This is a genomic window from Sphingobacterium wenxiniae, assembly GCF_900116225.1.
In the GTDB taxonomy this organism is placed as follows: Bacteria; Bacteroidota; Bacteroidia; order Sphingobacteriales; family Sphingobacteriaceae; genus Sphingobacterium; species Sphingobacterium wenxiniae.
In genome coordinates this window covers 40,957-66,403 of the sequence record NZ_FOZZ01000011.1, presented here as the reverse complement: position 1 = coordinate 66,403, position 25,447 = coordinate 40,957, and the positions used below count along the sequence as shown (strand labels likewise).

Below are 25,447 nucleotides of genomic sequence, written 5' to 3'. Positions count from 1 at the left end.
AAAATAATCAGTCCATCCGGTAATTAATAGCATCAATTTGCTGCAGTCTTCAGGCTTGCCATATCAATGACAAAGCGATATTTCACCTGCCCTTTCAACAGGCGTTCGTATGCTGTATTGATATCCTGCATATTGATAAGTTCAATGTCTGCCGTGATATTATGCTCGCCGCAGAAGTCCAACATTTCCTGAGTTTCCTTGATACTGCCGATGGTTGAGCCTGCAAAATTTTTGCGCGCAGGTATCAGACTAAAAGGGGCAATTGGCAGTGGGTGTTCCGGCGCACCTACCAAAGCTAAAGTGCCGTCTACTTTCAAAAGTCGCAAGTATGCATTAACGTCATGCTGTGCAGACACACAATCCAAGATAAAGTGAAGGGTATTGGCGCTTGCTTTCATCTGCGCTTCATCGGTAGATAGGATGACTTCATCTGCTCCTAACCGTTTGGCATCGTCTACTTTGGACGGAGAAGTCGTTATAACGACTACATGTGCTCCCATCGCTTTAGCCAATTTGACACCCATATGTCCCAACCCACCGATACCGACAACTCCAATCCGTTTGCCTGGACCAACTTCCCAATGTTTCAACGGAGACCAAGTGGTCACCCCTGCACAGAGCAAAGGTGCTGTTGCTGCCAAATCCAGATTTTCTGGAACACGCAACACAAAATGCTCATCGACCACAACCCGCTCCGAATAGCCTCCGAAAGTCTGTTGGTTCAAGTGCTTGTCATGTCCATTATAGGTTTGGATATTGCCTTCTTCACAATATTGTTCGCTTTCGTTTTTGCATTGTTCGCATTCCCTGCAGCTATCCACCATACAGCCTACAGCCGCCAGATCTCCGACTTTAAATTTTGAAACCGCATCGCCCACTTTGGTAATACGACCTACGATCTCATGTCCGGGAACATTCGGGTAAATAGTGCCGCGCCATTCGTTACGTGCTGTATGTAAATCGGAATGACAGACGCCACAGTACAAAATTTCGATTTCTACATCCTTTGACGTGACTTCACGACGCTCGATGTGCATGGGTTTTAAATCGGCTTCTGGAGCGGCAGTTCCAAAAGCTTTCACAGCAAATGTATTCATGAGTTTGAGATTTATATTATGATATGCACTAAAATAAGGATTATATTTTATAGTTTTCAGGAAAAAGCCTTTTGAGCTGAAAACAAGGCTCTTATGTGGATAATCAAAGATTGTAAGTTAACGTTTTGGTAACGGTGCTTATTGCTTTGCTTTTCAATACGTTTCCGTTAGCTCATAGCAAATATACAAAATTTATGTTTCTCAAAAACAATTAAACAGTTTTAATTGTGTTGGGATTTCAGGATAAGACAAAAGGGCTTTAAAAACCCTTTTGTTGTTATATCCCGTCCTGCTCGTCCATTTTTTTGATAAGGCTTTCTTTGAGTTCATCTAAAAATTTTGTCCTGTTTATTTTTCGGGATTTAAGTTCCAAAAACGTATGGTAGAAATCGCCTAAATCAACATTGAATGTTCTTTCAAATACTGTTACAATAGGTTTAATATCTACGTTGCCGTTATTAAATATCCCTTGCGAATGCAGGGGGTAAATCAATTCTGTCAATGCTGATTTGTTCCCTGTCCAATTCAGTTTTGTTGGTTTTTTGGGACTATCATTGACAGCCGTTTTGAACAACTGATTTTCGAGGTATTCCTCTATCAAATCGTTAGCAATAATCTTGGCTACTTTGTAATCGTGGGAAGTATTAAAATTGTGGTCGGTTTCAAAATAGTAGGTATCTAAACCCAATTTAATATTGTGCCTGCCACGCAGAAAATAGGTTTCATCGAGATAGGTGCTTTCTGTTCGGTAATAGCTGTAAAGTATAAATTTTGTTGTGAAAATGTTCTATAGGAATTATCTCATTGATTATAAATTGTTTTAAAATATGTGATACAAAATAAAAGTATACAATTACACTATTTTTTAATTTAAAATAGTATATTTGTATACTAATATAATTCAAAATGAACTATAACCTGATTAAAGATATACTTGATTTGGTCGTGGAATTTGAAAACCAAAACCCTGGCCTGAATAAATCGGCAGTTACTATCGATGATTTCAAAAAATGGATCGTTATAAATTACAATGCCGAAGACTTAACTACCGAACCAAACTGGGAAGGAAAAGAGAAGGGACGAAGTCCCGAAAGTGTCATTAATACGCTGATCGTGCATATGAACCGCTATGCCAAAAGCTATTCAAGGTCGGCAATTTTCGGGTCGGATTTTTCTTCGCAGGAGGATTTTATTTACCTCATCAATCTCAAAGCATTTGGCGATATGACAAAAATGGACCTGATAAAAAAGAACGTTCACGAAAAGCCTGTCGGAATGCAGATCATCAATCGCTTAATTTCAAAAGGATGGGTAAACCAAATGGACTCGGAAATTGATAAAAGAAGTAAGGTTTTGAAAATTACGGACAGAGGTATTCAGGTTTTGGATAAGCAAATGGATAAAATCAGAAAAGCAACTGAAATTGTAACAGGAGATTTGACCCAAAATGAAAAAATGGAACTAATCCGCTTGCTCAATAAGCTCAATGACTTTCATAAGTCGATTTATGACAAAAATATAGAACCAGAATATTTATTGGAAAAAGCCTTAAAGAATACAAACTTATGAAAAAGAAAATAGCTGTTATCGGTTCGGGGTTTTCGGGTTTGTCAGCTGCGGCATATCTGGCAAAAGCGGGAAATGATGTACACGTTTTTGAAAAGCACGACCACCCAGGTGGCAGGGCAAGGCAATTTACTACCGAACAAGGCTACGTTTTTGACATGGGGCCTAGCTGGTATTGGATGCCGGATATTATAGAGGGCTTCTTTGCCGATTTCGGCTACAAAACGGCTGATTTCTTTGAGATGATTTCATTAAATCCACAGTTTGAGATGATTTTTTCTAATGAGAAAATTGATGTGCCTGAAAGTTTGGGGGAATTGAAAATCGTGTTCGAACAAATCGAAAAAGGTGCAGCGTCGCAATTAGAAAAATTTATGCAATCTGCAAAATTCAAGTACGAAGTAGGTATGCAGGATTTTGTGAATAAACCTTGCCATAACTGGGCAGAATTTATTTCTCCCAAAATAGCAAAAAGTGCCTTGAAGCTGGATTTGTTCACTAATTTCAGAACTTATGTCGCCCGATATTTTAAAAGTGATAAACTGAGAACCTTAATGGAATTTCCCGTAATTTTCTTGGGTGCTTCTCCCAAAAACATTCCGGCATTGTATAGCCTTATGAACTACGGAGGTTATGCTTTGGGAACACATTATCCTTTGGGCGGCTTTTATCAATTGGTACTGGCGATGAAAAAAATAGCCGAGAAACAGGGTGTAAGTTTTCATTTTAATAAAACCGTTGAACGCATCAATACACAGACCGACAAGGTGAAATCTTTGACTATCGATAGCAAAAACTATGAATTTGATGTCGTGGTTGCTTCTTCGGATTATCATCATACCGAAACACTTTTGGATAGGGAATATAGAAATTATGATGAGACTTATTGGGAAAAAAAGACATTTGCACCATCGAGCCTGATTTTCTATTTGGGTGTCAATGAAACCATTCCCAACCTGAAACACCACACGCTTTTCTTTGAGAATGATCTGGACGAGCATATTGACTGTATTTATAAAGAAAAAAAATGGCCTGAAAAACCTTTGTTCTACGCTTGCTGTCCGTCAAAAACTGATAAGAATGTTGCTCCCTTAGGAAAAGAAAATTTGTTTTTGCTAATGCCTTTGGCTATCGGGATAAACGATGAAGAGGTTGTTAGGGAAAAATACTTAACAGAAATGCTTTCAAGAATCGAAAAGCACACAGGCATGAGGGATTTGCAATCTACAATAGAATACAAAAAAAGTTATTGCGTCAGCGATTTTATGTCAGATTATAATGCCTACGGAGGCAATGCCTACGGACTGGCAAATACGCTTGGTCAGACTGCGGTTTTAAAACCTAAAATCAGCAATAAAAAACTGAAAAACTTATTCTACACGGGTCAGCTGACGGTTCCGGGCCCCGGTGTTCCGCCGTCAATCATATCGGGAAAAATTGTAGCCAACGAAATAAACAAAATCAAAAACTGAGTAATATGAAACATCTATTTGACGAACTCTCTTACTCGGTAAGTAAGATAACCACCCAAAAATACAGCACTAGTTTTTCTTTGGGTATTTTAGCGCTAAAGCCCGCTATTCGTAAGGCTATTTATGCAATTTACGGCTATGTAAGATTGGCAGATGAAATCGTGGACAGCTTTCACGATTACGACAAAAGCAAATTGCTTAACCGTTTGAAAATGGAAACAGAAAACGCTTTATCAGAAAAAATTTCTCTGAATCCGATTTTACAATCCTTTCAGGAAACAGTGCACAAATACGCTATGGACAAAAATCTGATTGACCAATTTTTGCACAGTATGGAAATGGATTTGCAACAAGTAGATTATAATTATGAATTATACAAAGAATATATTTTCGGGTCGGCAGAAGTGGTTGGCTTGATGTGTTTGCAGGTTTTTACCAATGGAAATAACGAAAAATACGAAGAGCTAAAACCCTATGCAATGAAGCTGGGTTCGGCGTTTCAGAAAATTAATTTCTTGAGGGATTTGAAAGACGATTATCAGATTTTGGGACGCACTTATTTTCCGAATATCGATATGAATGTATTTGACAATGCTGTGAAATCCGAAATAGAAACAGAGATTGAAGAAGAATTCAAAGAAGCTCTAATCGGCATTAAGAAGCTCCCAAGCTCTTCAATTTTTGGGGTGTATCTGGCTTATAAATATTATTGGTCATTGTTTAAAAAGATAAAAAGAAAATCGTCGAAAGAGATACTGAATAACAGGGTGCGTATTCACAATTCTGAAAAAGCTTATGTAGCGCTTACAAGTTATGTAAGATATAAAACGGCTTTTCTATGACAAAAACATTCATTTTGCTGATGTCTGTACTTTATCTTTTTGTAATCTCTGAAATGCGTGCAGACATATTAGACGATGTACGAAAAAATTACGATAAAATGGCTTCAAACGAGGAACTGTGCAAAAGTGCGATAGCGAATTTGAAAGGAACAAAAAACAATTCGAGTACACATTTGGGGTATCTGGGAGGCTTGCAGACCATTTGGGCAAACCACGTTTTTAGTACGATGAGCAAGCTCAATACATTTAAAGAAGGAAAGAAAAACATAGAAGAAGCCATTAAAAAGGAGCCGGATAATGTTAAGTTGAGGTTTATCCGACTTTCTGTTCAGAAAAATGCACCGTCTTTTTTGGGGTATAAATCAAACATAACAGAGGACATACAATTTATTAAGAACAATCGAAGTCAAATAAAATCGCCTGTACTGAATAGGCACATAGAATCCTTGCTAAAAGAATAGAAAATGAAACATCGATTATACAGAGAACAACAATTGCATTGCAATATAGAAACGGCTTGGGCATTTTTCTCTTCCCCAATGAATTTGTCGAAAATAACACCAAAGGATATGGGATTTACGGTATTGTCCGATTTTCAAAACGAACCGATTTTCAAGGGAATGATTATCGATTATACCGTTTCACCGATATTACGTATTCCGCTACAATGGCGGACAAAAATAACGCAGGTAGATACACGCAAAAGTTTCACCGATTTTCAACAAAAAGGACCTTACAAATATTGGAATCATTTTCACGAATTTATTCCCAACGCAGACGGTGTGCTGATGAAAGATACGGTAGAATATGAGTTGCCTTTCGGTGTTTTGGGAACTATGGCACATCGGGCATTTGTAAAAAAGAAATTGGAGTCGATTTTCGATTTTCGCTACCAAGTTTTAGAACAACAATTTAAAAAAAAGATTTCGATATGAACGTATTAATCGCATTGCTCACATTTATATTGATGGAAGGAGCAACCTGGATTATCCACAAATACGTGATGCACGGCTTTTTGTGGGTTTTGCACAGGGACCACCACGACCATAGCAATGAGGGCATTTTGGAAATGAACGACTATTTCTTTGTGATATTTTCCTTGCCAACGATAGCTCTGATGTACTTCGGTTCGTTAAAGGATCTTAATTATTTATTCTTTATCGGCTTGGGAATAATGCTGTACGGAATGGCTTATTTTTTCGTACACGATATTTTTATTCATCAACGCATCAAAATTTTCAGTCGTACTCAAAACCCCTATTTCTTGGCACTTCGCAGAGCTCACAAACAGCATCACAAGCACACGGGAAAAGAAGATGGCGAATGTTTCGGATTTCTGTACGTGCCTTTCAAATATTTCAGAATGTATTTTAATTCCGCTAAAAAATGATGGCTTATACTTACGCATTAATCCTGTTTTTCACGGTCATCATTTGTTTCATCGCATCTTTTGACCGAAGAATACTCTTTAATCGACATTTCGGAGCATTTCTGAAATCGGCTGTTTTGGTGGCCATTCCTTTCATCGCATGGGATGTTTGGTTTACGGCAAGAGGCGTTTGGTGGTTCAATACTGATTATACGCTTGGCATAGTCATCGCAGGATTGCCTCTGGAAGAATGGCTGTTTTTTATCTGTATTCCGTTTTCCTGTGTGTTTACCTATTTCTGTTTTGACAAATTTTTCAAGTTGGATTGGCTTTCGGGATTTAACAACCTGATTGTTTTTGTAACTGTAATCGTATGTGCTGTGATGGCACTATTGCATCACGACAAAATTTACACACTGGTAACAGCTATCGCAACAATAGCAACCTTAATCTATCTGCATTTTATCGTTCGTGCAGATTGGATTAGTAAGGCATCAATGGTGTTTACGGTTTTGATGTTGGGCTTCTTCCCGGTAAATGGTGTATTGACAGGGACAGGATTAGAATCGCCTATCGTGAATTACAATCCCGGTGATTTTTTGGGCATACGAATGGGAACGATACCCATAGAAGATGCGGTATATGGCTATACGCAGTTTCTTTTGGTGCTGTATTTTTTCAAGAAATTTTCTGGTAAATCACTAAAACAGCAAGGTAATGAAGAATAAATTTCAACTTTTAAATGGGCTTGCTTTAGTCGCAACCATCGCCATAAACTATCTCTCCAGTAGTGGTATGCTTAATGGCGAGACAATGGCAAGTATTTCGGCAAAACATCCAACGCTGTTTACTCCGGCAGGATATGCGTTTTCTATATGGGGAATTATTTACATCGGACTTTTGGGTTTTGTGATTTACTATGGTCCGCTAACAAAAAGGACCGAAACGAAAGGAAAAACTGTTTCAACTATTGGTTGGTGGTTTGTCATATCCTGCATAGCCAACAGCTTGTGGGTGGTGACGTGGATGTATGGCTATACGTTCCTTTCTATTCTTTTAATGGTTGTTATTTTTGTTTCATTATTGAAAATAGTACAGCAAATCAAGCCTGAGCTTCAATCTGCCAACTTGAAAACACGGCTTTTTCTCCGATTTCCTTTTCATATTTATGCAGGTTGGATTTCGGTTGCGTTGATTGCGAATGCAGCCTTTTTATTAAAAAAAGTAGCATGGAACGGCTTTGGGCTTTCAGAAACTACTTGGACGATTATGATGATTTTAATTGCTGCATTGGTTCATTTATTTATGCTTTGGAAGCAAAAAATGCCGGTGTTTGCGCTGGTTTCCGTTTGGGCATTGCTGGCGATTGCAGTAGCCAATCAACCGAACAATGATAGTGTTTTTATCACGGCATTAAGTGTTGCGGTATTCATTTTTGGAAATATTGCTGTTCAGATTTTTATGAAAAAATCGGTTTGATGAAAAGTAAGGTATCCGTTTTTTGGTTTCGTAGGGACTTGCGTCTGGAAGATAATGCCAGTTTGTATCAGGCATTAGCTTCGGAATATCCTGTTTTGCCGATTTTTATTTTCGATGCAAATATTTTGAAACGCTTTGAAGATAAAAAAGACCGAAGAGTGGATTATATTCATCAGGCTCTTTCCGACATAAATTATCGACTAAAATCATCCAATGCAAGGCTGAATACTTTTTACGGAAATCCAATGGATATTTTTAAAATGCTTTTGGAGGAATTTGACGTCCAAGCTGTTTTTTGCAATCGGGATTACGAACCCCAAGCGATAAAAAGAGATATGGAGATTTATCATTTTTTCAGCGAGCAAAACATTCCTTTCAGAGCATATAAAGACCAAGTGATATTTGACAAAAACGATGTGCTGAAAAATGACGGCACGCCTTACACGGTTTACACGCCTTATTCCAAAAAATGGAAAGAACGATTAACAGAAGAACATTATAAGCCGTACAAAACGGATTTTACAAATTTTCTAAAGCAGGATTTTAAAGAAATTCATTCTTTAGAAGAAATTGGTTTTGAAAAAACGGATATGATTTTTGAAATACCAAAATTGGATATTGCTATAATTTCCGATTACGATAAATACAGAGATTATCCGGTATTACAAAGAACAACTCAATTGGGAATTGCTTTGCGTTTCGGAACTATTTCGGTCAGAAAATGTGTGGCTTTTGCCTTAGAACACAATCAAACTTGGCTCAACGAACTGATTTGGCGTGATTTTTTTATGCAGATTTTGTATCATTTCCCAAAAGTGGAAAATCAATCGTTCAAAGCAAAATACGATACTATCCAATGGCGAAATAATGAGCAAGAATTTCAAAGATGGTGCAACGGAAAAACCGGCTATCCGATTGTAGATGCCGGAATGCGACAACTCAACGAAACGGGTTATATGCACAATCGGGTGCGGATGATTGTTGCGAGTTTTTTGTGTAAGCATTTGTTGATTGATTGGCGTTGGGGCGAAGCGTATTTTGCCCAAAAACTCAACGATTACGATTTGTCTGCCAACAACGGCAACTGGCAATGGGCGGCAGGTTCGGGTTGTGATGCCGCACCGTACTTCAGGGTTTTTAATCCAACCACACAAACTGAAAAATTCGATAAAGATTTGGTCTATATCAAAAAGTGGCTTCCTGAATTTGGAACAGAAAACTATCCCCAACCTATTGTAGAACACAGTGCCGCACGAGAAAGAGCTTTGAAAGTGTATGCCGGTGCGGTTAAAGAAAATACGTAAATATGGAAAGAAACAAAGTAGTACTTGTAGATAGAGAAGACAATGCCATCGGAGAGATGGAGAAGCTGTTGGCTCATCAGCAAGGCGAGCTGCACAGGGCATTTTCGGTGTTTATTTTTAATGCTAAAGGCGAATTGCTGTTACAGCAACGGGCGAAACATAAATATCATGGTGGTGGTTTGTGGACCAATACCTGTTGTTCACATCCGCAATGGGGTGAAGATGTAGGTTCAAGTGCTTTAGAACGATTAAACTATGAAATGGGGTTGAAATCCAATTTAGAGCTGGTGTATTCGTTTATCTACTACACTACTGTCGAAAATAACCTAACCGAACACGAGTTAGACCATGTTTTTGTTGGTTATTCTGACCAGAATCCGTTGCCCAACGACGATGAAGTGCAGGATTATAAGTGGATGAATCCTACTGAAATATTATCAGATATAAATGAGAATCCCTCACTTTATACAGTATGGTTTAAACAGGCTCTCCCGGAATTGCTTTCAAAAATAGAACGATGAAAAAAATACTGATTGCTGGAGGGACAGGTTTTGTGGGGAAGGCATTGATAAAACATCTCGTAAACTGTGGTTATATAGTTCATGTTTTAACCCGAGGAAACAATATTTCGGAGACTGAAAATATACATTATTTTCGATGGAACATAGAGAAGGCTGTTATTGATGGCAAGGCGTTTGACGGTGTTACAATAATCATCAATCTGACAGGGGTTAACATCGGTGAAAAGCGATGGACAAAAAAAAGGAAAGTTAAAATCATCGAAAGCCGCATAAAGGCAATCGACCTACTGTACCAGTATGTCAATAGACTAAATATTGGTTTAGACACTTTCATTTCTTCATCTGCTGTGGGGTACTATGGAGCAGTTACTTCCACTAAAATATTCACAGAAATTTCTGATAGCGGCGACGACTTTTTAGCTTCTGTTTGTGAGCAATGGGAAAAAGCTGCACTACAATTTGAAAATAGTGATATTGCCACCACTATTTTAAGGAAAGGTGTCGTGTTGGGAAAAGAGGGTGGTATGTACCAAAAATTAGCTCCGTTGGCTAAATGGGGTATTAATATTGCTTTGGGAAACGGAAGGCAATTTTTACCATGGATAGATATACGTGACTTGGTTCGTTTGTACGAATTTATTTTACAAACCGATGAAATAAGAGGTGTCTTCAATGTGGTTTCTTCCGAGCATATCACGATGAATGATTTTTCTAAAATTTTACTTCAATCCTTCAGGAAGACAAGTATTTTACCTAATGCACCGGCATTCTTGATACAACTATTGCTCGGCGAAATGTCTGTAATGTTGTTGGAGGGTTCAAAAGTGAGTAATGAAAAGCTAAAAAAAGCAGGCTTTCAGTTTGAATACAACACCATTGAAAAATCATTATTCGGTTTAAAGTAAGTGCGGTTTACGGAATTAGCATTATTTGAAATAAACATTTACGTATTCACAATTTCCTGTCTTTCTTCTTTTTCTTCTTCATTCGATTGGCGAGCTGTTCTTCCTCGTAGTCCTCGCCCTGTGCTTGGGGCAACAGGCTGAACAACCCCAAATCAGAACTGTGCGAACGCTCCTGTGTGATGAACTCAAAAAGGTCTTTTGTCGGTTGGTTGTCTATCGGGTCCGTATTGGAAACAGGGCTGTCCTGAGCTTTCAATTCGGGTTTGTTTCCGTTGTTCCACCAATCGTTAAACAGATTTGCAGACAAGTTTCTGTCCAACTGCGAGCCATTCCAAACAGTACGGCTACCATTGTCAATAAACGTAATGCCGTAAATCCGTCCGCTGTTGTTCCTGCGGACAACCGTCTGAATATTCTGTTCGGCAAGTTGCTTTTTAAATTCCTTTCGCTGTCTGTGGTATGAATGGCAAGCTCCACCGCATTTTTGAGGACAGACCTCGCAGGGTTGGTTTTCATTTTCTCTTTCGACTGTCCAAAGTGCCGTTGTAATCCGTTTACTCCTGCGTGCTTGCCAAACAAAGACGCTTTAAACGGATTGCTTACTTTTTCTCCCTTATCGTTCAAAGCGAAATATACCAATCCGTGTATCGGCTCTCCGTTGCGTTCGCCTTTTATTTCCTCTGCCGTAATATTCAAAAACGAAAGCAAAGCGTTGTATGTTCCAATGCTTGTGTATTGGTAATACTTCGGCAGATGCCGAACTACCGAAGCCATTTGACTTTTAATATCGCCTTTCTGCTGTTCTACCTTTTTGAAAATCTAATCGGTTTGTTTCTGTTCCTGCTCGGTAGCTTTGTGCAGGTTGTATTTGGTTTCCAAATCCCGACAGACAGCCATTGAGCGTGGGTGGTCGTAATCATCGGGAATTTTCTTGCCATCAATGCCCACGCAGGTCGAAACAATGTGTATATGTGTGCGGTCAATGTCCGTATGTTTGAATACGATATACGGCTGATTGCCGTAACCCATACGCTCCATATACTCCTGTGCCATTTCGGTAAACTGTTCATCGCTTACCTCGTCTTTTGGATCGGGGTTCAATGAAATGTGCCGTACCGTCTTTTCCGTTTTGATATTGGCAGACAGATACGGCTCAAAACATTTATTAAAATACGCAACGGAATACCTGCCGTCCACCGTGTCGGGTATCTTGTTGAGCAACAGAACCGCTCCGTTTTCCTTTTCCACTTTCTGCTGATTGTACAAAATCGCTCCGTACATATTGCTTCCCTTTCCGATTTTTGCAATCATTTTTCTTGCTCTTTATTCAGATATTTCTTTTCAAACTCCTGTGTCAAACGAATGATTTCCTTTGTTTCTTTTACCCTTGTGATAGACACAGATTTTCACATTGTAAGTGCCATCAGCTTTCTTGTGATGTTCATAAATTTTTGCGCTTACGGTTGCCATAATTTTTTCCTTAAGCACGCCGGAATTTCTGTTACATATTTGTAACAAAACGACGTGAAGTTCAACAAAAAACTATGTAAATCACACCGAACCGGAGAATCCGATCGGCCAAGCGAAGATGTCTCTAATCCTCGTTTAAAAAGCAAAAAAGCTGTTTTTCTTATCGAAAAACAGCTTTTTTTGTTTGCTCCTGAAGCTGGGCTCGAACCAGCGACCCTCTGATTAACAGTCAGATGCTCTAACCAACTGAGCTATTCAGGAATTTACACTTTAAATGCAGATTGAACCCGCTTTTCTAAAGTGACACAAAAATATAACATTATCTTAAAAGCGTCAAGCACTAGGACGAAAAATCATACAACATAATACCAAAGCACTCATACACAATGAAAAAAAATCACGTCTCCATCGATAGCAATTATCTTATTGGCATCTTCTCCCCTAATATCATTACACAGAAGCAATCTTGTTGTCCCCTTCATTTGTCACCCCAGTGGCAGGCTCGTCGTATTAACAACCTCTTTCATCACAAAATAGCTCTCCATATGTCGGATACTTTTGATGGAGGCCAATTTATTAAAATTGAATTCATGATAGTGGTCTATATCACGTGCATAGACTTTCAAATGGAAATCAAAAGCTCCTGTCACATGAAAACATTCTACAACTTCGGGAATCTTTTTGATTTCATCCATAAAAGACTGCGCTGCTTCTCCTGAATGCTTTTCTATTTTGACAGAAACCAAGACCATAAGGTTCAGATCCAGCATTTTCCTATCAAGCAGGTACACCTTCTTTTTAAGAAAAGCCATTGATGTCAGTTTCTTTATCCGTTCATACAACGGGGTCAACGAAAGGTTTACCTTTGCCGATATTTCTTTGTTACTGACCTGTGCATCTCTCTGCAAGAGGTCCAATATTTTTAAGTCTTTACTATCCAGTTTCATTTTCCAGCAATTTTAGCCTACAAAAAAAGAAATCAAAGCTTCCTTATGGATTGAAAATACTAAAAATACATAAAAAACAAACTTTATTTACCAAACTTTAAAATTAACAAGATGAAATATGCTGATTTATAAAAATTAACGGTAATTTCACTTAACCATTTTAATGAATTGCCTTTATGAAAGGTATTTAACCAAATACCCTACTTATAGGGTATTTTAAACTAAAAAATATGAGTGATACACAACTAAAGAAAGTTCTTAGCCCCCTCATGTTATGGGGACTGGGTGTAGGCTATGTCATCTCCGGCATGTATTTCGGGTGGAATCTGGGATTAGCCGAAGGTGGTACATACGGATTGGCCATCGCCACCGTTTTTATTATCATTATGTACCTAACCTTTACATTCAGCTATACCGAGATGGCCTGCGCTATCCCAAAGGCAGGAGGAGCCTTCGAATATGCCGACAGAGGATTAGGCAAGAAAATGGGCTTTATAGCCGGTATTGCTCAAAATATAGAATTCGTATTTGCCCCTCCGGCTATTGCAGCAGCCATCGGGGCTTATCTCAACCTACTCTATCCCTCCGTCAATTTTATGGTATTTGCAATCGGAGCCTATCTAATCTTCACGGCAATCAATATTCTGGGAGTAAAATTAGCCGCTTCATTTGAACTGGTCATTACTATTTTGGCCGTTATCGAGTTGCTGATTTTTGCGGGTGTAACGCTTCCGGAATTTGAGTTCAGCAACCTACAAAAGAATGCCCTCCCAAATGGTTTTTCAGGAATTTTCGCGGCCATTCCCTTCGCTATTTGGTTTTTTTTGGCGATTGAGGGGATTGCTAATGTAGCTGAGGAGACCATCAATCCGCAAAGAAATGTACTTATTGGCTTTGGTTCGGCTATCTTGACCCTAATCGCCCTATGTATCCTCACCTTTGTATCCGCGGTAGGCGTGGCCGGATGGGAAGCTGTCGTCTATCCCGAAGGGAGTTCGGAACCCTCAGATTCTCCACTGCCTTTAGCCATTTCCTATGTCATCGACAGTAGCCATATCCTGTACAAACTCTTGATAGGCGTTGGACTATTAGGCTTGATCGCTTCTTTTCACGGGATTATTCTTGCAGGAGGTCGTGCTACATTTGAGTTTGGGCGCGTGGGCTACGCCCCAAGGGTTTTAGGCAAAGTACATCGTCGCTTCAAAACTCCTGCATACGCCTTAGTCATCAATATGCTTGTCGGTATTGTTGCCTTATTTACAGGTAAGACAGCTGAGATCATCACAATAGCCTGTTTTGGTGCACTTGTGCTCTATATCATCTCCATGCTTTCCTTCTTCGCCTTGCGAAAGAAAGAACCTGAACTGGAACGTCCATTTAAAGCTCCGATGTATCCTCTTTTTCCAACAGTAGCACTTATCATTGCTTGCATAGCTTTTTGCGCCATGACCTATTACAATCCTATTACAGCCTTGGTGTTCTGCGGGCTAGTAGGGATTTCCTATCTATATTTCATTCTTTTTCTTCAAAAAAACCAACAAAACTCAAAATCATGATGGACAAAAACGAAATCATATCGAAACTCAAAGCTAGTGAACACAGCCATATTAAGGTGGCGATTGTCGATATAGACGGCGTTCTGCGAGGTAAATTCATGCACCGTGAAAAATTCATCTCTGCACTGAATAGCGATTTTGGATTCTGTTCCGTTGTCTTCGGCTGGGATATGAATGATCTTGCGTATGATAATGTGGACATCACGGGTTGGCATACTGGATACGGTGACATGCCTGCCTATATCGATCCGACAACTTACCGCATGATTCCCTGGCAAGATGACATGCCTTTCTTTTTGGGCGATTTTAACGATGGTTCATCGAAGGATCAGAATGTATGTCCCAGAACCTTGCTCAAAAAAATCTTGGAGGAAGCTATTTCCATGGGATATCAACCTGCATTTTCCCAGGAATTTGAATGGTTCAATTTCAATGAGACTCCACAATCACAATCGCCAAAAACCTTTAAACATCTCGAACCGCTTACTCCCGGGATGTTTGGTTATTCGATATTAAGAATATCCGACAATTGTCCATTTTTCATGGATATGTTGACCATGCTGGAATCGCTTCGCGTTCCATTGGAAGGATTGCACACCGAAACCGGGCCAGGTGTATTAGAAGCCGCTATACAGTACAGCGATATTTTGGAGGCGGCTGACCGGGCAGTCCTGTTCAAATCTGCTGTCAAGGAAATTGGCAAAAAACACGGCATCATGGCCAGTTTCATGGCCAAGCAAACCAAAGAGCTACCAGGGTGCAGTGGACATGTCCACCAAAGCTTATGGAATGCAGACAACACCCAAAACCTGTTCTACGACGAATCCCGAGAACACGGCATCAGCGAGCTGATGGAGCAATTTATTGCCGGACAACTGCATTGCCTCCCCGAAATTCTTCCTATGTTTGCCCCCACCGTCAACAGCTACAAGCGCCTTACCGAAGGTGCTTGGGCACCGACTACCCTTACCTGGGGAATCGACAACCGCACCACTGCTCTGCGAATTATCCCCGGCAACAAGAAATCTACACGTATCGAACACCGTGTGGTCGGTTCGGATGTCAACCCTTATCTGGCTATGGCCGCCTGCCTTGCGAGCGGTCTCTACGGGATAAAAAACAAACTTTCCTTAGACACACCGCTCACCAAAGGCAATGGGTACCGGGATATGGGCGCAGGAAAGCTTCCGACCAACCTTTATGAAGCAGCACACTCCATGAAACATTCTGTCCTTGCCAAAGAAATGTTCGGAACAACATTTGTCGAGCATTTCACCCAAACACGGCTTTGGGAGTGGCGACAGTTTGCTGAGCAGGTAACCGACTGGGAAACAAAACGCTATTTTGAAATTATTTGATTTTAACACCTATATGGACACTCAAAAAATCTATGGATTTAACTTTCCGACACCGATTCGTTTTGGTGCCGGAGCAGTAAAAGAATTACCTGCATATCTCCAAGCTCATGGTCTTCAGCGACCATTGCTTGTCACGGATCCTGTTGTCGCTGAATTGCCTTTTTTTAAAGAGATCCTCCAAGATCTGACACAGCATGGAATTCATGTGGAGGTATATAAGGACATGCACAAAAACCCTATCAAATCCGATGTGATACGCGGCGGAGAGACCTACCATGCCACCGACAGGGATTCCATCATCGGTCTAGGCGGGGGCGTAGCCTTGGATGTTGCCCGTGCGATTGCTTTGCGGGTAAACCACACACGCGACCTTTTCGATTATGATGACCTGATTGGCGGTGATATTTACGTAACGAACGAGGTTCCGCATTTCATCACGATACCTACCACCGCAGGGACAGGCAGTGAAGTTGGACGCAGTGCTATCATTTCTGAAGATGAGTCTAAAAAGAAGCGGATTCTTTTCAGCCCTAAGCTAATGGCGAAAATTGTATTCGCAGACCCTTTCCTCACCATGGAGCTTCCTTCCTTTGTAACGGCTGCTACGGGCATGGACGCTTTGACCCACAACATGGAGGCCTATCTCGCAAAGGGTTTTCATCCGATGTGTGACGGTATTGCTTTAGAAGGCATAGCCTTGATTGCAGACTCTCTGGAAACAGCCGCCCTCCGACCCGATGTCGCTTCGCGATCTAAGATGCTACTTGCTTCCCTGATGGGCGCCGTAGCTTTTCAGAAAGGACTTGGCATCGTCCACAGTCTTGCCCACCCACTGTCCAGCCTCTTAGACACACACCATGGTCTCGCTAATGCGGTTAATCTACCCTATGGTATGCAGTTTAACTACACAGGTTTTGAAGAGCGGTTTGACCGCATCGGACAGGCTTTAGGCCTTGGATACACCAACGGAGACAAAGTTGTTGATCATCTTTTCGAACTCAACAACCGCTTAAATCTGCCTGTTAAGTTGTCAGCTATCGGTGTCGAAGCGGAACATATCGAGTCTTTGGCAACATTGGCTGAAGCCGATTTTTGCCATCCATCCAACCCGAAACCTGTATCACGGGAAGATTTTAAAGAAATATACTTGAAAGCCTTATAAGCGCTATGATTAAAATCGGTATTACCTCTTGTTTTATGTACCCCGATCCATCACGAACGGTATTTGGACATAAAACGTTACACTATGCAGAAAGCGATATGCTGCGCTATGTCACACGGGAAGGTATCCTTCCGGTACTGATTCCTGATGTAGACAGCAGTCTATTGACCAATATTCTTGCCGAAATGGATGGTTTTATCCTACAGGGAGGAAGCGATCTTGCGCCACAGACATACGGCGAAGAACCCATCGGACAATGGAAAGGCGACGCCTATCGTGACCAATACGAATTGAAGATTTTGGATTATGCCATCAAAAATTCCAAACCTGTCTTGGCTGTATGTCGGGGGTTTCAGTTGATGAATGCTTATTTCGGGGGGACGCTTTATCAAGATATACCAACTCAGGTATCCCATGCGGGCATTCACCGCTCAGCAGAACTATATGACACCATTCGTCATCCTATCACCTTCGTACCGGGAAGTTTTCTGGACAAATCCTATGGCCCGATAGAAAATCCATACGTCAATACAGTTCACCATCAAGCAGTAAAAACACTGGGAAAGGACTTAGAGGTTTACGCTACTTCCGATGATGGATTTATTGAGGCTTTTGGTTATACGAAAGAACCCGAAGGAAAAGTGATGGGCGTACAATGGCATCCTGAATTTTCGCACACACAACAAGGACAACTTATTAATGAAGATATAATTTTTAATGCTTTTATACACCATGCAAGATAACAGCACACTAGTCATAAAAAATCCGGCCAATGACGAAATCATTGCCACATTGCCCAAAGAAACCGAAGCGGGACTACAGACGATTCTTCAAAATTTGCGTCAAGGGCAAAAAAACTGGAGCCAACGCACAGTACAGGATCGTTTGGACTGTATCGTCAAATTCGGGGAACTCATCTTAGAAAACAAACAAGAGTTGGCCGCAATCCTGACCCAAGAAACCGGCAAGCCCATTACGCAATCATTGAACGAAATCCAAGGCGCTCAGAATCGCATTGTACACCTCCAAGCAAACGCTATCCAATGGCTATCGGAGGAATCACTTGTAGAAACGGGCCCCACATTGGAAAAAATCGTTTACGAACCTCTTGGGGTCATTGCCAATATATCTGCCTGGAATTTCCCGTATAACGTGGGTTTCAACGTGTTTTTATACGCCTTGGTCGCAGGCAATGCTGTCCTATACAAGCCCTCTGAATATGCAGCATTGACGGGCCTGCAATTTGAAAAATATCTCCATGAGGCTGGTATCCCAACCGACGTGTTTCGCTGTGTGATAGGTGACGGCCGATTAGGGCAGCAGATTTTAGAAGCCCCAATGGATGGGTATTTTTTCACAGGTTCTTACGCAACGGGGCTTCATATTGCCAAAGCGGTAGCACACAAATTGGTTCCACTTCAATTGGAATTGGGTGGAAAGGATGCACTATACGTATCCGATGATGTCGTCGATGTCAAACAAGCCGCCATATCGGCCGCAGAAGGTGCTTTTTACAACAATGGACAAAGCTGTTGCGCCGTAGAACGTATTTATGTCTCCGACAAGATATACGAGCAATTTGTTGCCGATTTTGTCACGGAAGTCAAATCCTATGTGGTTGGCGATCCCACCGACATCAAAACATTTATCGGGCCATTGACCCGGCAACCACAGACAGCACTGCTGAACGAACAAGTCGCGGATGCGCTTGACAAAGGAGCGCAACTCAAGTTAGGTGGAAAAGAAATAGCAGGGCAAGGAAACTTTTATTACCCCACGGTGCTGATCGAATGCGACAATAGGATGAAGGTTATGCAGGAAGAATCCTTTGGGCCTATCATCGGTATTCAAAAAGTATCTTCAGATGAAGAAGCTATTGCCTGTATGCAGGACACCGAATACGGGCTTACAGCAGCTGTTTTTTCAGCCAATGAGCAACGTGCTATGCGCATACTCAAGGAAATGAATACCGGAACGGTATATTGGAATTGCTGTGACAGGGTTAGCCCTAATGTACCATGGTCAGGAAGAAAGAAATCAGGCTTGGGTGCTACACTTTCCATACAGGGAATACGCGCTTTCGTACAGCCCAAGGCCTATCATTTAAGAAAGTTATAGTATTGTGGAGCGTTAATAAAAAGGTCGTTTTTTTTTAGAAAAACGACCTTTTTAATGCTGTACATCCAGTATATAACTGTATTAGTAGACACATTACAGCAATAGACCAGATAATATCAATGTTGCAAAAGTAAAGTATATAATCAATCCCGTCACATCCACTAAGGTAGATACAAACGGTGCCGATGAACTTGCTGGATCCGCTCCCAGACGTCTCAATATAAACGGAAGCATCGAACCAACAACAGATCCCCAAAGCACAACACCAACTAAGGAAAGACTCACTACTATCCCAATCGGGGTCCAATATTCACCATACTGATTCGTGAACAATTCCCATGTAGCAATCCGGCAGAATCCTAAAGTACCCAGTATAAGCCCCAGAAGAAGACCGGAAATCACTTCTCTTCGCATAACTCTCCACCAATCTGCCAACGTAACCTCACCCAGCGCCATGGCTTGAATTATCAATGTGGAAGCCTGCGACCCACTGTTACCTCCACTCGACATAATCAAGGGCATTAACGCAAAAAGCACAATAGCACTTGCCAATTGGGCTTCAAAGTGTTCAATAACCGTCGCAGTGAGTAACTGCCCGAAGAAAAGTACTACCAGCCAGCCAGCCCGCTTTTTTACCAAATGCGTAATTGACACATCCAAATAAGGTTCATCTAAGGCTTCGGTACCCCCGAAACGCTGCATATCCTCAGTATACTCTTCATTTGCCACCCAGAGAATATCATCGATTGTCACAATACCGAGCATGATGTCCTGCTCATCCACAACAGGCAAAGCGACGCGATTATTCATCCGGAACACATTGACCGCTTCTTCTTGCGGATCATTCGCATTGAGAGAGATAAGGCGATTGTCAATAAGGTCTTCTACTATAGTATCTGCATCGGCAATTAAAACATCACGGATACGGATGTCATCGATCAGCTTCCCATTCGAATCAATAACATAGAGTACATCAATCGTCTCCGAGGCATTACCATATCGACGAATATGCTCCAAAACCCGAGAGATGTTCCAATGCTTCTTGACAGTAATGTAATCAGGAGTCATTAGACGTCCTACACTATCTTCCGGATAGCCCAATAAGGAGAGCGCTTCTTTTCGTTCCTCCGGTGAAAGCATGATGATCAAATGCTTCACAACATCCCCTTTCAGTTCACTGAAAAAAGACGTACGGTCATCGGGTGGCATCTCGTTGATGAGCTCCCGAATTTTGGCCGCAGAAAGTTTTTTGAAGATACGCTCTTGCGTAGGGAAGTCCAAGATACCGAATACATGGACTGCTCGATTTATGTTTAAGGTTTCTATAAAAAGGGCGGCATACTCAGGTAGCTCATCAATGAGTTCTTCAACGTCCGAAATGTTTTGCTCATTCAGAAATTCTTGAAGTTCGGAAAGATGACCTTCCTCCACCCATTTCTCTACAAGCTCCACCTGCATTTCTAATTCTTCCATACCTTTCCCTATTTATATCAATCCTACATTGGTAAAAAAATATTTGCAGCAAAAGTCGTTTTTTTCACTGTAAATAACGAATATTTTTTTCGGTTAACAACCAACTGTTATAACACTTCAACCCGCTATCCGGTTTTACTTTCATGGAACAACCTTCATAAAACAGCCAAAATGTCACCACCAATTTTGTACCATTACGAAAGATTGAAATCCATATACTCAACGATCTTGCATAGCTAGTCCATTTCCTTCACTTGAACATCCATGTGCAACCTCGTCCTACCATCAACTAATATATACAACACAACTAAAAACCTTCTAAAAATTCGAGAAGCAGAATGAAACAACGACACGAGTTTCTCTTCGTTGATCAATTAATTATCTCGCCGTTTATTTCATTTTTTTATTTATCTTGTTCTCAGATTTCCGACAGGAAAGAAATGATGTTATAAAGACCGCAAGAGGAATATTAAACACCAAAAACATATCAAAACAAGTAATATTTGTTTACATATAAATATATTAAAATCAATTAATTATATATATTAATATAAACAATAAACACATGTAAAACACTCGTTTTAAACTAAAATAATTAGCATAAACAAAAATAAACAATGTTAATAAAACATAAATATATAATAATCAGCACATTATCAATAATAATATCAACTTTATATTTAAGCATATCAGATGCACAAATTATAGAGAATGACCAACCCCATTTTCGTATAAAATGGAAGCAAATAAACGAACAAAATTTTCAGCTCATCTTCCCAGATGTATATGAAAATACTGCCCTAAAACTTGCGGACATCTTAGAGGTTTACATTCAACAGAACAGCAAACACTTTCATAAAAAACCACGTAAAATCACCTTGATTTTACAAGGGAATCATCTTAGCCAAAACGGATATGTACAACTTGCTCCACGCAAATCGGAGCTTTACCCTGTCCCCTCCTCTACCGCCGACAATCAAGAATGGTTACCAAATCTAGCCTTACACGAACTAAGGCATGTTGCTCAATTTGACAAATTGACAGGCAAAATAAAAGGTCCTTTTTTCGAACAATTGGCATTGGCACTTTATGGACTTAACCTTCCGGCATGGTATTTTGAAGGTGATGCTGTGCAATCTGAAACTATGTTCAGCGAGGGTGGAAGAGGTCGTTTACCTTCCTGGGAAATGCCCATCAGAGCTAACATCCTATCAGGAAGAAACTATGGTTTTAACAAATATGTATTGGGTTCGTTCAAGGATAATGTCCCCTCATATTACACGATAGGTTATCTTATGAACACCTACCTGACGAATCATTTAGGATATCAAAGTCATGAAAAAATCATGGAAGATATGCGCGGAAAATTGTTGAGGCCATACAATTTTCAACGGGCATTGAAGCAAGTTTCAGGTCTACGATCCAAAGATCTATTCCATGTAACAATGAAAGAGGTAACCGAAAAGTGGGAACTTGAAAAACCAATTCCCAACAAATCCAACACCATAATTCCAACAAAACAGAGCAGATATCCTAACGATTATCTTCTGCCTCAGTCCGACAATAACGGACAGCTTTTTGCGCTTAAACAATCGCCTGCACAGGTCAGCACCATCGTAACGGTTGACCCTAATGGAAAAGAGAAAAATATCGTAAAAACAGGCCTACAGATCACACCTTATTTCCATCTACGGGATACCGAAATCGTGTGGGACGAGTTTCGGAAAGATGCCCGCTTCGGCAAACAGACTTATAATGTCATCAATATATACAATACTGCTACAGGAGCGCTCAAAACATTGACACGGAACACACGGTACTATTCCCCTACTCTTCACCCGCATGAACCTAAAATCGCCTTAATAGAGGTCGGACAAGACAATAAAAGCCGACTATTGACCATCAACGCACATAATGGCCAACTAATCGACAGCATACTACCTCCAACAGAAACGCATATACAGCAACCGCGTTACAACGAGAATGGAGACCGGGTAATCGCTATAGCCGTAAACCGAGAGGGAACGAATCTCATTGAATTTGATCTTATCAAGCGTACACACCGATTGCTCTTACCTTGGAGCAACCAACAGCTTGAACGTCCTCAGTATAGACAAAACAACATCTTTTTTAAGGCACATTACAACGGAATCGATAACATTTACCAGTTGGATACTAAAGGAAAAATACAGCAACTTACTGACGCGATTTTTGGGGCATTCAATCCTTTTGTTAGCCAGGAGGAGAAACTTATTTACAATGACTACCACCATAATGGCTATAAAATAGCAGAAACGGATTTGTCTCCAATCACACCCGGTAGCAGTGCTGCAAGAGAATTTTATATAACAAATACGCTAAAGCAACTCCAACAAACCGAAACTTATACGGATACGACCACACTCCATAAGATTGAATCATATAATCCAAGTGCACATCTGTTTAATTTTCACAGTCTTTCGATCAGCAGTACGAATTTTGAGAGCTTTGACAACTACAAACCCGGACTTTTCTGGCTTTCCAATGACCTCCTGAACACAACTCAGGTAAAACTGGGTTATGAGTACGACACCGACATTGATAAAAGCTCCTACTCCGCAGAAATATCCTACAGAAGGTATTTTCCGGTATTAACTACTAAATACATCAATCGAGGTCTGGTCGGCAATGCTGTAGGAAGCGATGACAAAATCGTGATGTATGATTTTCGGGAGCATTTAGCGACTTTTGATATCGCGCTTCCTTTTTCGGTTTATCGACAGAACACGGTCTACAGCTATGGCTTCAACATGGGAACTTCTTATACCAGACGGTATGATGTCAGTTTAAATCTCAAAAATTTCAAGGAAACAATTGCTTTTCCTTTAAACTACCAGCTATACTTCAATCGCAACGCTATGCGTAGCCGGATGGATATACTTCCACGGTGGGGACAAAATTTCAGTGTGACGTACAGGCATCTTCCTTTTGAAAAGGATCTGACGGGCTATATCCTTTCCGCACGAACAAATTTTTATTTTCCGGGACTGGCATCAAACCACAGCTTACAAGCACGATTTGCCATACAAAAGAACGAAGGTAGATATCAGAACAGCTATGACATTCCGCTAGTTTCGGGATGGGGACATTTCCTTTCACCAATCGTACGTAATACAGCGATGCTGAATTACCGACTGCCATTGTTTTACCCCGACTGGAGCATCGGCTCATTGGCTTATATAAAACGGTTTCAAGGTTTGCTTTTTTCGGACTTTCAGAATGTGCACCACGAACTGGAACCGAAGAGTTTCGGGATAGGGATTTCTGCTGATTTTAATATCCTGCGTTATACGCTTCCCGACATCAATGCCGGCACAAAACTCATTTATATCAACGATCGCACGGCTTCTCAGAAAATTGTCCCAACGTTTAGTTTAAGTTATACGTATTAAGAAAAACGGGGCTAAAAAGCTGCCCTTTGCTGTAAAACAAAAGACTTCCGAAGTTTTCGAAACTTCGGAAGTCTTCTGCAGATCGCTTTACTTCACAAAATGTCTTAATCTTCCAAAGCTTTTACGCCCGGTAACACTTTACCTTCCATATATTCCAATAAGGCTCCACCACCGGTACTTACGTAGCTTACATGTTCAGTCATGCCGAATTTAGAAACTGCAGCAGCAGAGTCTCCCCCGCCGATCAGTGAAAACGCACCACGCTCAGTTGCTGCAACTACCGCATCGGCTACCGCTTTCGTTCCTTTAGCAAAAGTATCAAATTCAAAAACGCCCATAGGACCGTTCCATAATAATGTATTAGAAGCACGGATTACCTCTGCGAAATGCTCACCAGATTCTTTTCCGATATCCAGACCTTCTCTATCCGCAGGAATCTGATCATTTGGACCATCGTAAGTATCCGCATCGTTCGAAAACTTATCTGCAATCTGCGCATCAGTAGGCAACACTAAGTTCACGCCTTTCTCTTCCGCTTTCTTTACAAGCTCATTCGCCAAATCCAATTTATCAAGTTCAACCAACGACTTTCCAATCTCTCCCCCACGTGCTTTCACGAATGTATAGGCCATACCGCCACCGATAATAAGGTTGTCGACTTTATCCAACAAAGCTTCAATTAGCTGAATCTTGTCAGATACCTTCGCACCACCCATAATTGCTGTGAATGGACGTTCCGGATTGTTCATCACTTTTTCGGCATTATTGATTTCCGCCGCCATTAGGTAACCAGAATATTTATTATTAGGGAAGAAGTCTGCAACAATTGCCGTAGAAGCATGCGCACGGTGGGCTGTACCAAATGCATCATTCACATACACATCACCCAATTTTGACAACTTCTCAGCAAAGTCCTTATCTCCTTTTTCCTCTTCTTTGTAAAAACGTAAATTCTCCAACAACAAAACTTCGCCTGCTTTCAGATTTTGAGCCTTCTCCACAGCCTCAGCACCGATACAATCGTTGGCAAACTGTACATCTACGCCCAATACTTTGGACAAATGCGATACGATATGCTTTAATGAGTATTTATCGGTAGGTCCATCTTTAGGACGACCTAAATGAGACATCAAGATCACAGAGCCACCATCTTTCAGAATTTTTTTGATTGTTGGTGCGGCACCTTGAATGCGGTTATCATCTGTTATGTTAAAATTCTCATCCAAAGGCACATTAAAATCCACACGGATTAAAGCTTTTTTTCCTGAGAAATTCAAATCATCAATTGTTTTCATACTATATATTAAAATTTAAGTTGTTCTTTTTATTTCTGCCATAAATATAAAAAAAAGCACGGACTACAAGAATCTCCGTGCT

25 protein-coding genes and 1 tRNA gene are annotated in these 25,447 nt (G+C 40.7%); 17 read left to right on the top strand and 9 right to left on the bottom strand.

The window, feature by feature from the left end; all coding sequences use genetic code 11:
* Positions 1-32: 32 nt before the first annotated feature.
* Together BM375_RS13825 and BM375_RS13820 are read right to left on the bottom strand one after the other, a co-directional pair.
* A complete protein-coding gene (locus tag BM375_RS13825; protein ID WP_093366912.1) occupies positions 33-1,097 on the bottom strand; it encodes an NAD(P)-dependent alcohol dehydrogenase in 1,065 nt (354 codons plus the stop codon).
* Between the two features lie 277 nt (positions 1,098-1,374).
* On the bottom strand, positions 1,375-1,863 hold the full coding sequence (locus BM375_RS13820; RefSeq protein WP_093366910.1) for an RteC domain-containing protein: 489 nt from the start codon (positions 1,861-1,863) through the stop codon (positions 1,375-1,377).
* Positions 1,864-2,003: 140 nt separating this feature from the next.
* Here BM375_RS13820 and BM375_RS13815 point away from each other — a divergent pair, with 140 nt between their 5' ends.
* From BM375_RS13815 to BM375_RS13765, 11 genes are read left to right on the top strand one after another with little or no spacing between them, the layout of a single operon-like run.
* Positions 2,004-2,666 carry a MarR family winged helix-turn-helix transcriptional regulator gene (locus BM375_RS13815; protein WP_093366909.1) on the top strand — a complete coding sequence of 221 codons (663 nt, stop codon included), beginning with the start codon at positions 2,004-2,006 and terminating at the stop codon, positions 2,664-2,666.
* A complete protein-coding gene (locus BM375_RS13810; RefSeq protein WP_093366907.1) occupies positions 2,663-4,135 on the top strand; it encodes a phytoene desaturase family protein in 1,473 nt (490 codons plus the stop codon). The genes BM375_RS13815 and BM375_RS13810 overlap by 4 nt, the downstream gene beginning before the upstream one ends.
* Before the next feature lie 5 nt (positions 4,136-4,140).
* Positions 4,141-4,977 carry a phytoene/squalene synthase family protein gene (locus BM375_RS13805; RefSeq protein ID WP_093366906.1) on the top strand — a complete coding sequence of 279 codons (837 nt, stop codon included), beginning with the start codon at positions 4,141-4,143 and terminating at the stop codon, positions 4,975-4,977.
* Positions 4,974-5,438 carry a hypothetical protein gene (locus BM375_RS13800; protein ID WP_093366904.1) on the top strand — a complete coding sequence of 155 codons (465 nt, stop codon included), beginning with the start codon at positions 4,974-4,976 and terminating at the stop codon, positions 5,436-5,438. Before BM375_RS13805 ends, BM375_RS13800 begins: the two co-directional genes overlap by 4 nt.
* Before the next feature lie 3 nt (positions 5,439-5,441).
* Positions 5,442-5,912, top strand: coding sequence for an SRPBCC family protein (locus BM375_RS13795; protein WP_093366903.1), 471 nt, complete (start codon positions 5,442-5,444; stop codon positions 5,910-5,912).
* Entirely contained in the window at positions 5,909-6,367 is a 459-nt protein-coding gene (locus tag BM375_RS13790) for a sterol desaturase family protein (RefSeq protein WP_093366901.1), read from the top strand. The genes BM375_RS13795 and BM375_RS13790 overlap by 4 nt, the downstream gene beginning before the upstream one ends.
* The gene (locus tag BM375_RS13785; protein ID WP_244525910.1) at positions 6,367-7,074 is read left to right on the top strand and encodes a lycopene cyclase domain-containing protein; all 708 of its coding nucleotides are present in this window, start codon (positions 6,367-6,369) and stop codon (positions 7,072-7,074) included. The genes BM375_RS13790 and BM375_RS13785 overlap by 1 nt, the downstream gene beginning before the upstream one ends.
* Complete coding sequence (locus BM375_RS13780; protein WP_093366898.1) at positions 7,064-7,825, top strand: hypothetical protein; 762 nt, start codon at positions 7,064-7,066, stop codon at positions 7,823-7,825. Before BM375_RS13785 ends, BM375_RS13780 begins: the two co-directional genes overlap by 11 nt.
* Positions 7,825-9,129: a cryptochrome/photolyase family protein gene (locus tag BM375_RS13775; RefSeq protein WP_093366897.1), complete on the top strand. Its 1,305-nt coding sequence runs from the start codon at positions 7,825-7,827 to the stop codon at positions 9,127-9,129. The genes BM375_RS13780 and BM375_RS13775 overlap by 1 nt, the downstream gene beginning before the upstream one ends.
* A gap of 2 nt (positions 9,130-9,131) precedes the next feature.
* On the top strand, positions 9,132-9,650 hold the full coding sequence (gene idi / locus BM375_RS13770; RefSeq protein WP_093366895.1) for an isopentenyl-diphosphate Delta-isomerase: 519 nt from the start codon (positions 9,132-9,134) through the stop codon (positions 9,648-9,650).
* Entirely contained in the window at positions 9,647-10,555 is a 909-nt protein-coding gene (locus tag BM375_RS13765) for a TIGR01777 family oxidoreductase (protein WP_093366894.1), read from the top strand. The genes idi and BM375_RS13765 overlap by 4 nt, the downstream gene beginning before the upstream one ends.
* A gap of 46 nt (positions 10,556-10,601) precedes the next feature.
* On the opposite strand, the gene BM375_RS17695 is transcribed toward BM375_RS13765, so the two are convergent.
* From BM375_RS17695 to BM375_RS13750, 5 genes are all read right to left on the bottom strand, one after another.
* Positions 10,602-10,811: a hypothetical protein gene (locus BM375_RS17695; RefSeq protein ID WP_449618945.1), complete on the bottom strand. Its 210-nt coding sequence runs from the start codon at positions 10,809-10,811 to the stop codon at positions 10,602-10,604.
* A complete protein-coding gene (locus BM375_RS17690; RefSeq protein WP_449618944.1) occupies positions 10,808-11,329 on the bottom strand; it encodes a hypothetical protein in 522 nt (173 codons plus the stop codon). Before BM375_RS17690 ends, BM375_RS17695 begins: the two co-directional genes overlap by 4 nt.
* 45 nt (positions 11,330-11,374) lie before the next feature.
* A complete protein-coding gene (locus tag BM375_RS17685; RefSeq protein ID WP_449618943.1) occupies positions 11,375-11,866 on the bottom strand; it encodes a relaxase/mobilization nuclease domain-containing protein in 492 nt (163 codons plus the stop codon).
* A 346-nt stretch (positions 11,867-12,212) separates the two neighbouring features.
* Positions 12,213-12,286 (bottom strand) — tRNA-Asn (locus tag BM375_RS13755).
* 224 nt (positions 12,287-12,510) lie between these two features.
* Positions 12,511-12,972 (bottom strand): Lrp/AsnC family transcriptional regulator, encoded by a 462-nt coding sequence (locus BM375_RS13750; RefSeq protein WP_093366892.1) that lies wholly within the window; start codon positions 12,970-12,972, stop codon positions 12,511-12,513.
* A gap of 230 nt (positions 12,973-13,202) precedes the next feature.
* On the opposite strand from BM375_RS13750, the gene eat reads away from it, so the two are divergent.
* Genes eat through BM375_RS13725 form a run of 5 tightly spaced genes read left to right on the top strand, consistent with a single transcriptional unit; the run spans position 13,203 to position 19,166 of the window.
* Complete coding sequence (eat, locus tag BM375_RS13745) at positions 13,203-14,528, top strand: ethanolamine permease (protein ID WP_093366891.1); 1,326 nt, start codon at positions 13,203-13,205, stop codon at positions 14,526-14,528.
* Complete coding sequence (locus BM375_RS13740) at positions 14,525-15,886, top strand: glutamine synthetase family protein (RefSeq protein WP_244525909.1); 1,362 nt, start codon at positions 14,525-14,527, stop codon at positions 15,884-15,886. The genes eat and BM375_RS13740 overlap by 4 nt, the downstream gene beginning before the upstream one ends.
* A gap of 13 nt (positions 15,887-15,899) precedes the next feature.
* On the top strand, positions 15,900-17,048 hold the full coding sequence (locus tag BM375_RS13735; protein ID WP_093366889.1) for an iron-containing alcohol dehydrogenase: 1,149 nt from the start codon (positions 15,900-15,902) through the stop codon (positions 17,046-17,048).
* A gap of 5 nt (positions 17,049-17,053) precedes the next feature.
* Positions 17,054-17,791 carry a gamma-glutamyl-gamma-aminobutyrate hydrolase family protein gene (locus BM375_RS13730; RefSeq protein WP_093366888.1) on the top strand — a complete coding sequence of 246 codons (738 nt, stop codon included), beginning with the start codon at positions 17,054-17,056 and terminating at the stop codon, positions 17,789-17,791.
* Positions 17,781-19,166 carry an aldehyde dehydrogenase family protein gene (locus BM375_RS13725; protein WP_093366886.1) on the top strand — a complete coding sequence of 462 codons (1,386 nt, stop codon included), beginning with the start codon at positions 17,781-17,783 and terminating at the stop codon, positions 19,164-19,166. Before BM375_RS13730 ends, BM375_RS13725 begins: the two co-directional genes overlap by 11 nt.
* A gap of 93 nt (positions 19,167-19,259) precedes the next feature.
* Here the strand turns inward: BM375_RS13725 and mgtE are convergent, their stop codons facing one another.
* Positions 19,260-20,639 (bottom strand): magnesium transporter, encoded by a 1,380-nt coding sequence (gene mgtE, locus BM375_RS13720; protein ID WP_093366885.1) that lies wholly within the window; start codon positions 20,637-20,639, stop codon positions 19,260-19,262.
* Positions 20,640-21,256: 617 nt separating this feature from the next.
* Between mgtE and BM375_RS13715 the strand changes: the two genes are divergently transcribed.
* Complete coding sequence (locus BM375_RS13715) at positions 21,257-24,070, top strand: hypothetical protein (RefSeq protein WP_244525908.1); 2,814 nt, start codon at positions 21,257-21,259, stop codon at positions 24,068-24,070.
* 104 nt (positions 24,071-24,174) lie between these two features.
* Here the strand turns inward: BM375_RS13715 and BM375_RS13710 are convergent, their stop codons facing one another.
* Positions 24,175-25,365, bottom strand: a complete 1,191-nt coding sequence (locus tag BM375_RS13710) for a phosphoglycerate kinase (protein WP_093366883.1) — start codon at positions 25,363-25,365, stop codon at positions 24,175-24,177.
* Positions 25,366-25,447 lie beyond the last annotated feature (82 nt).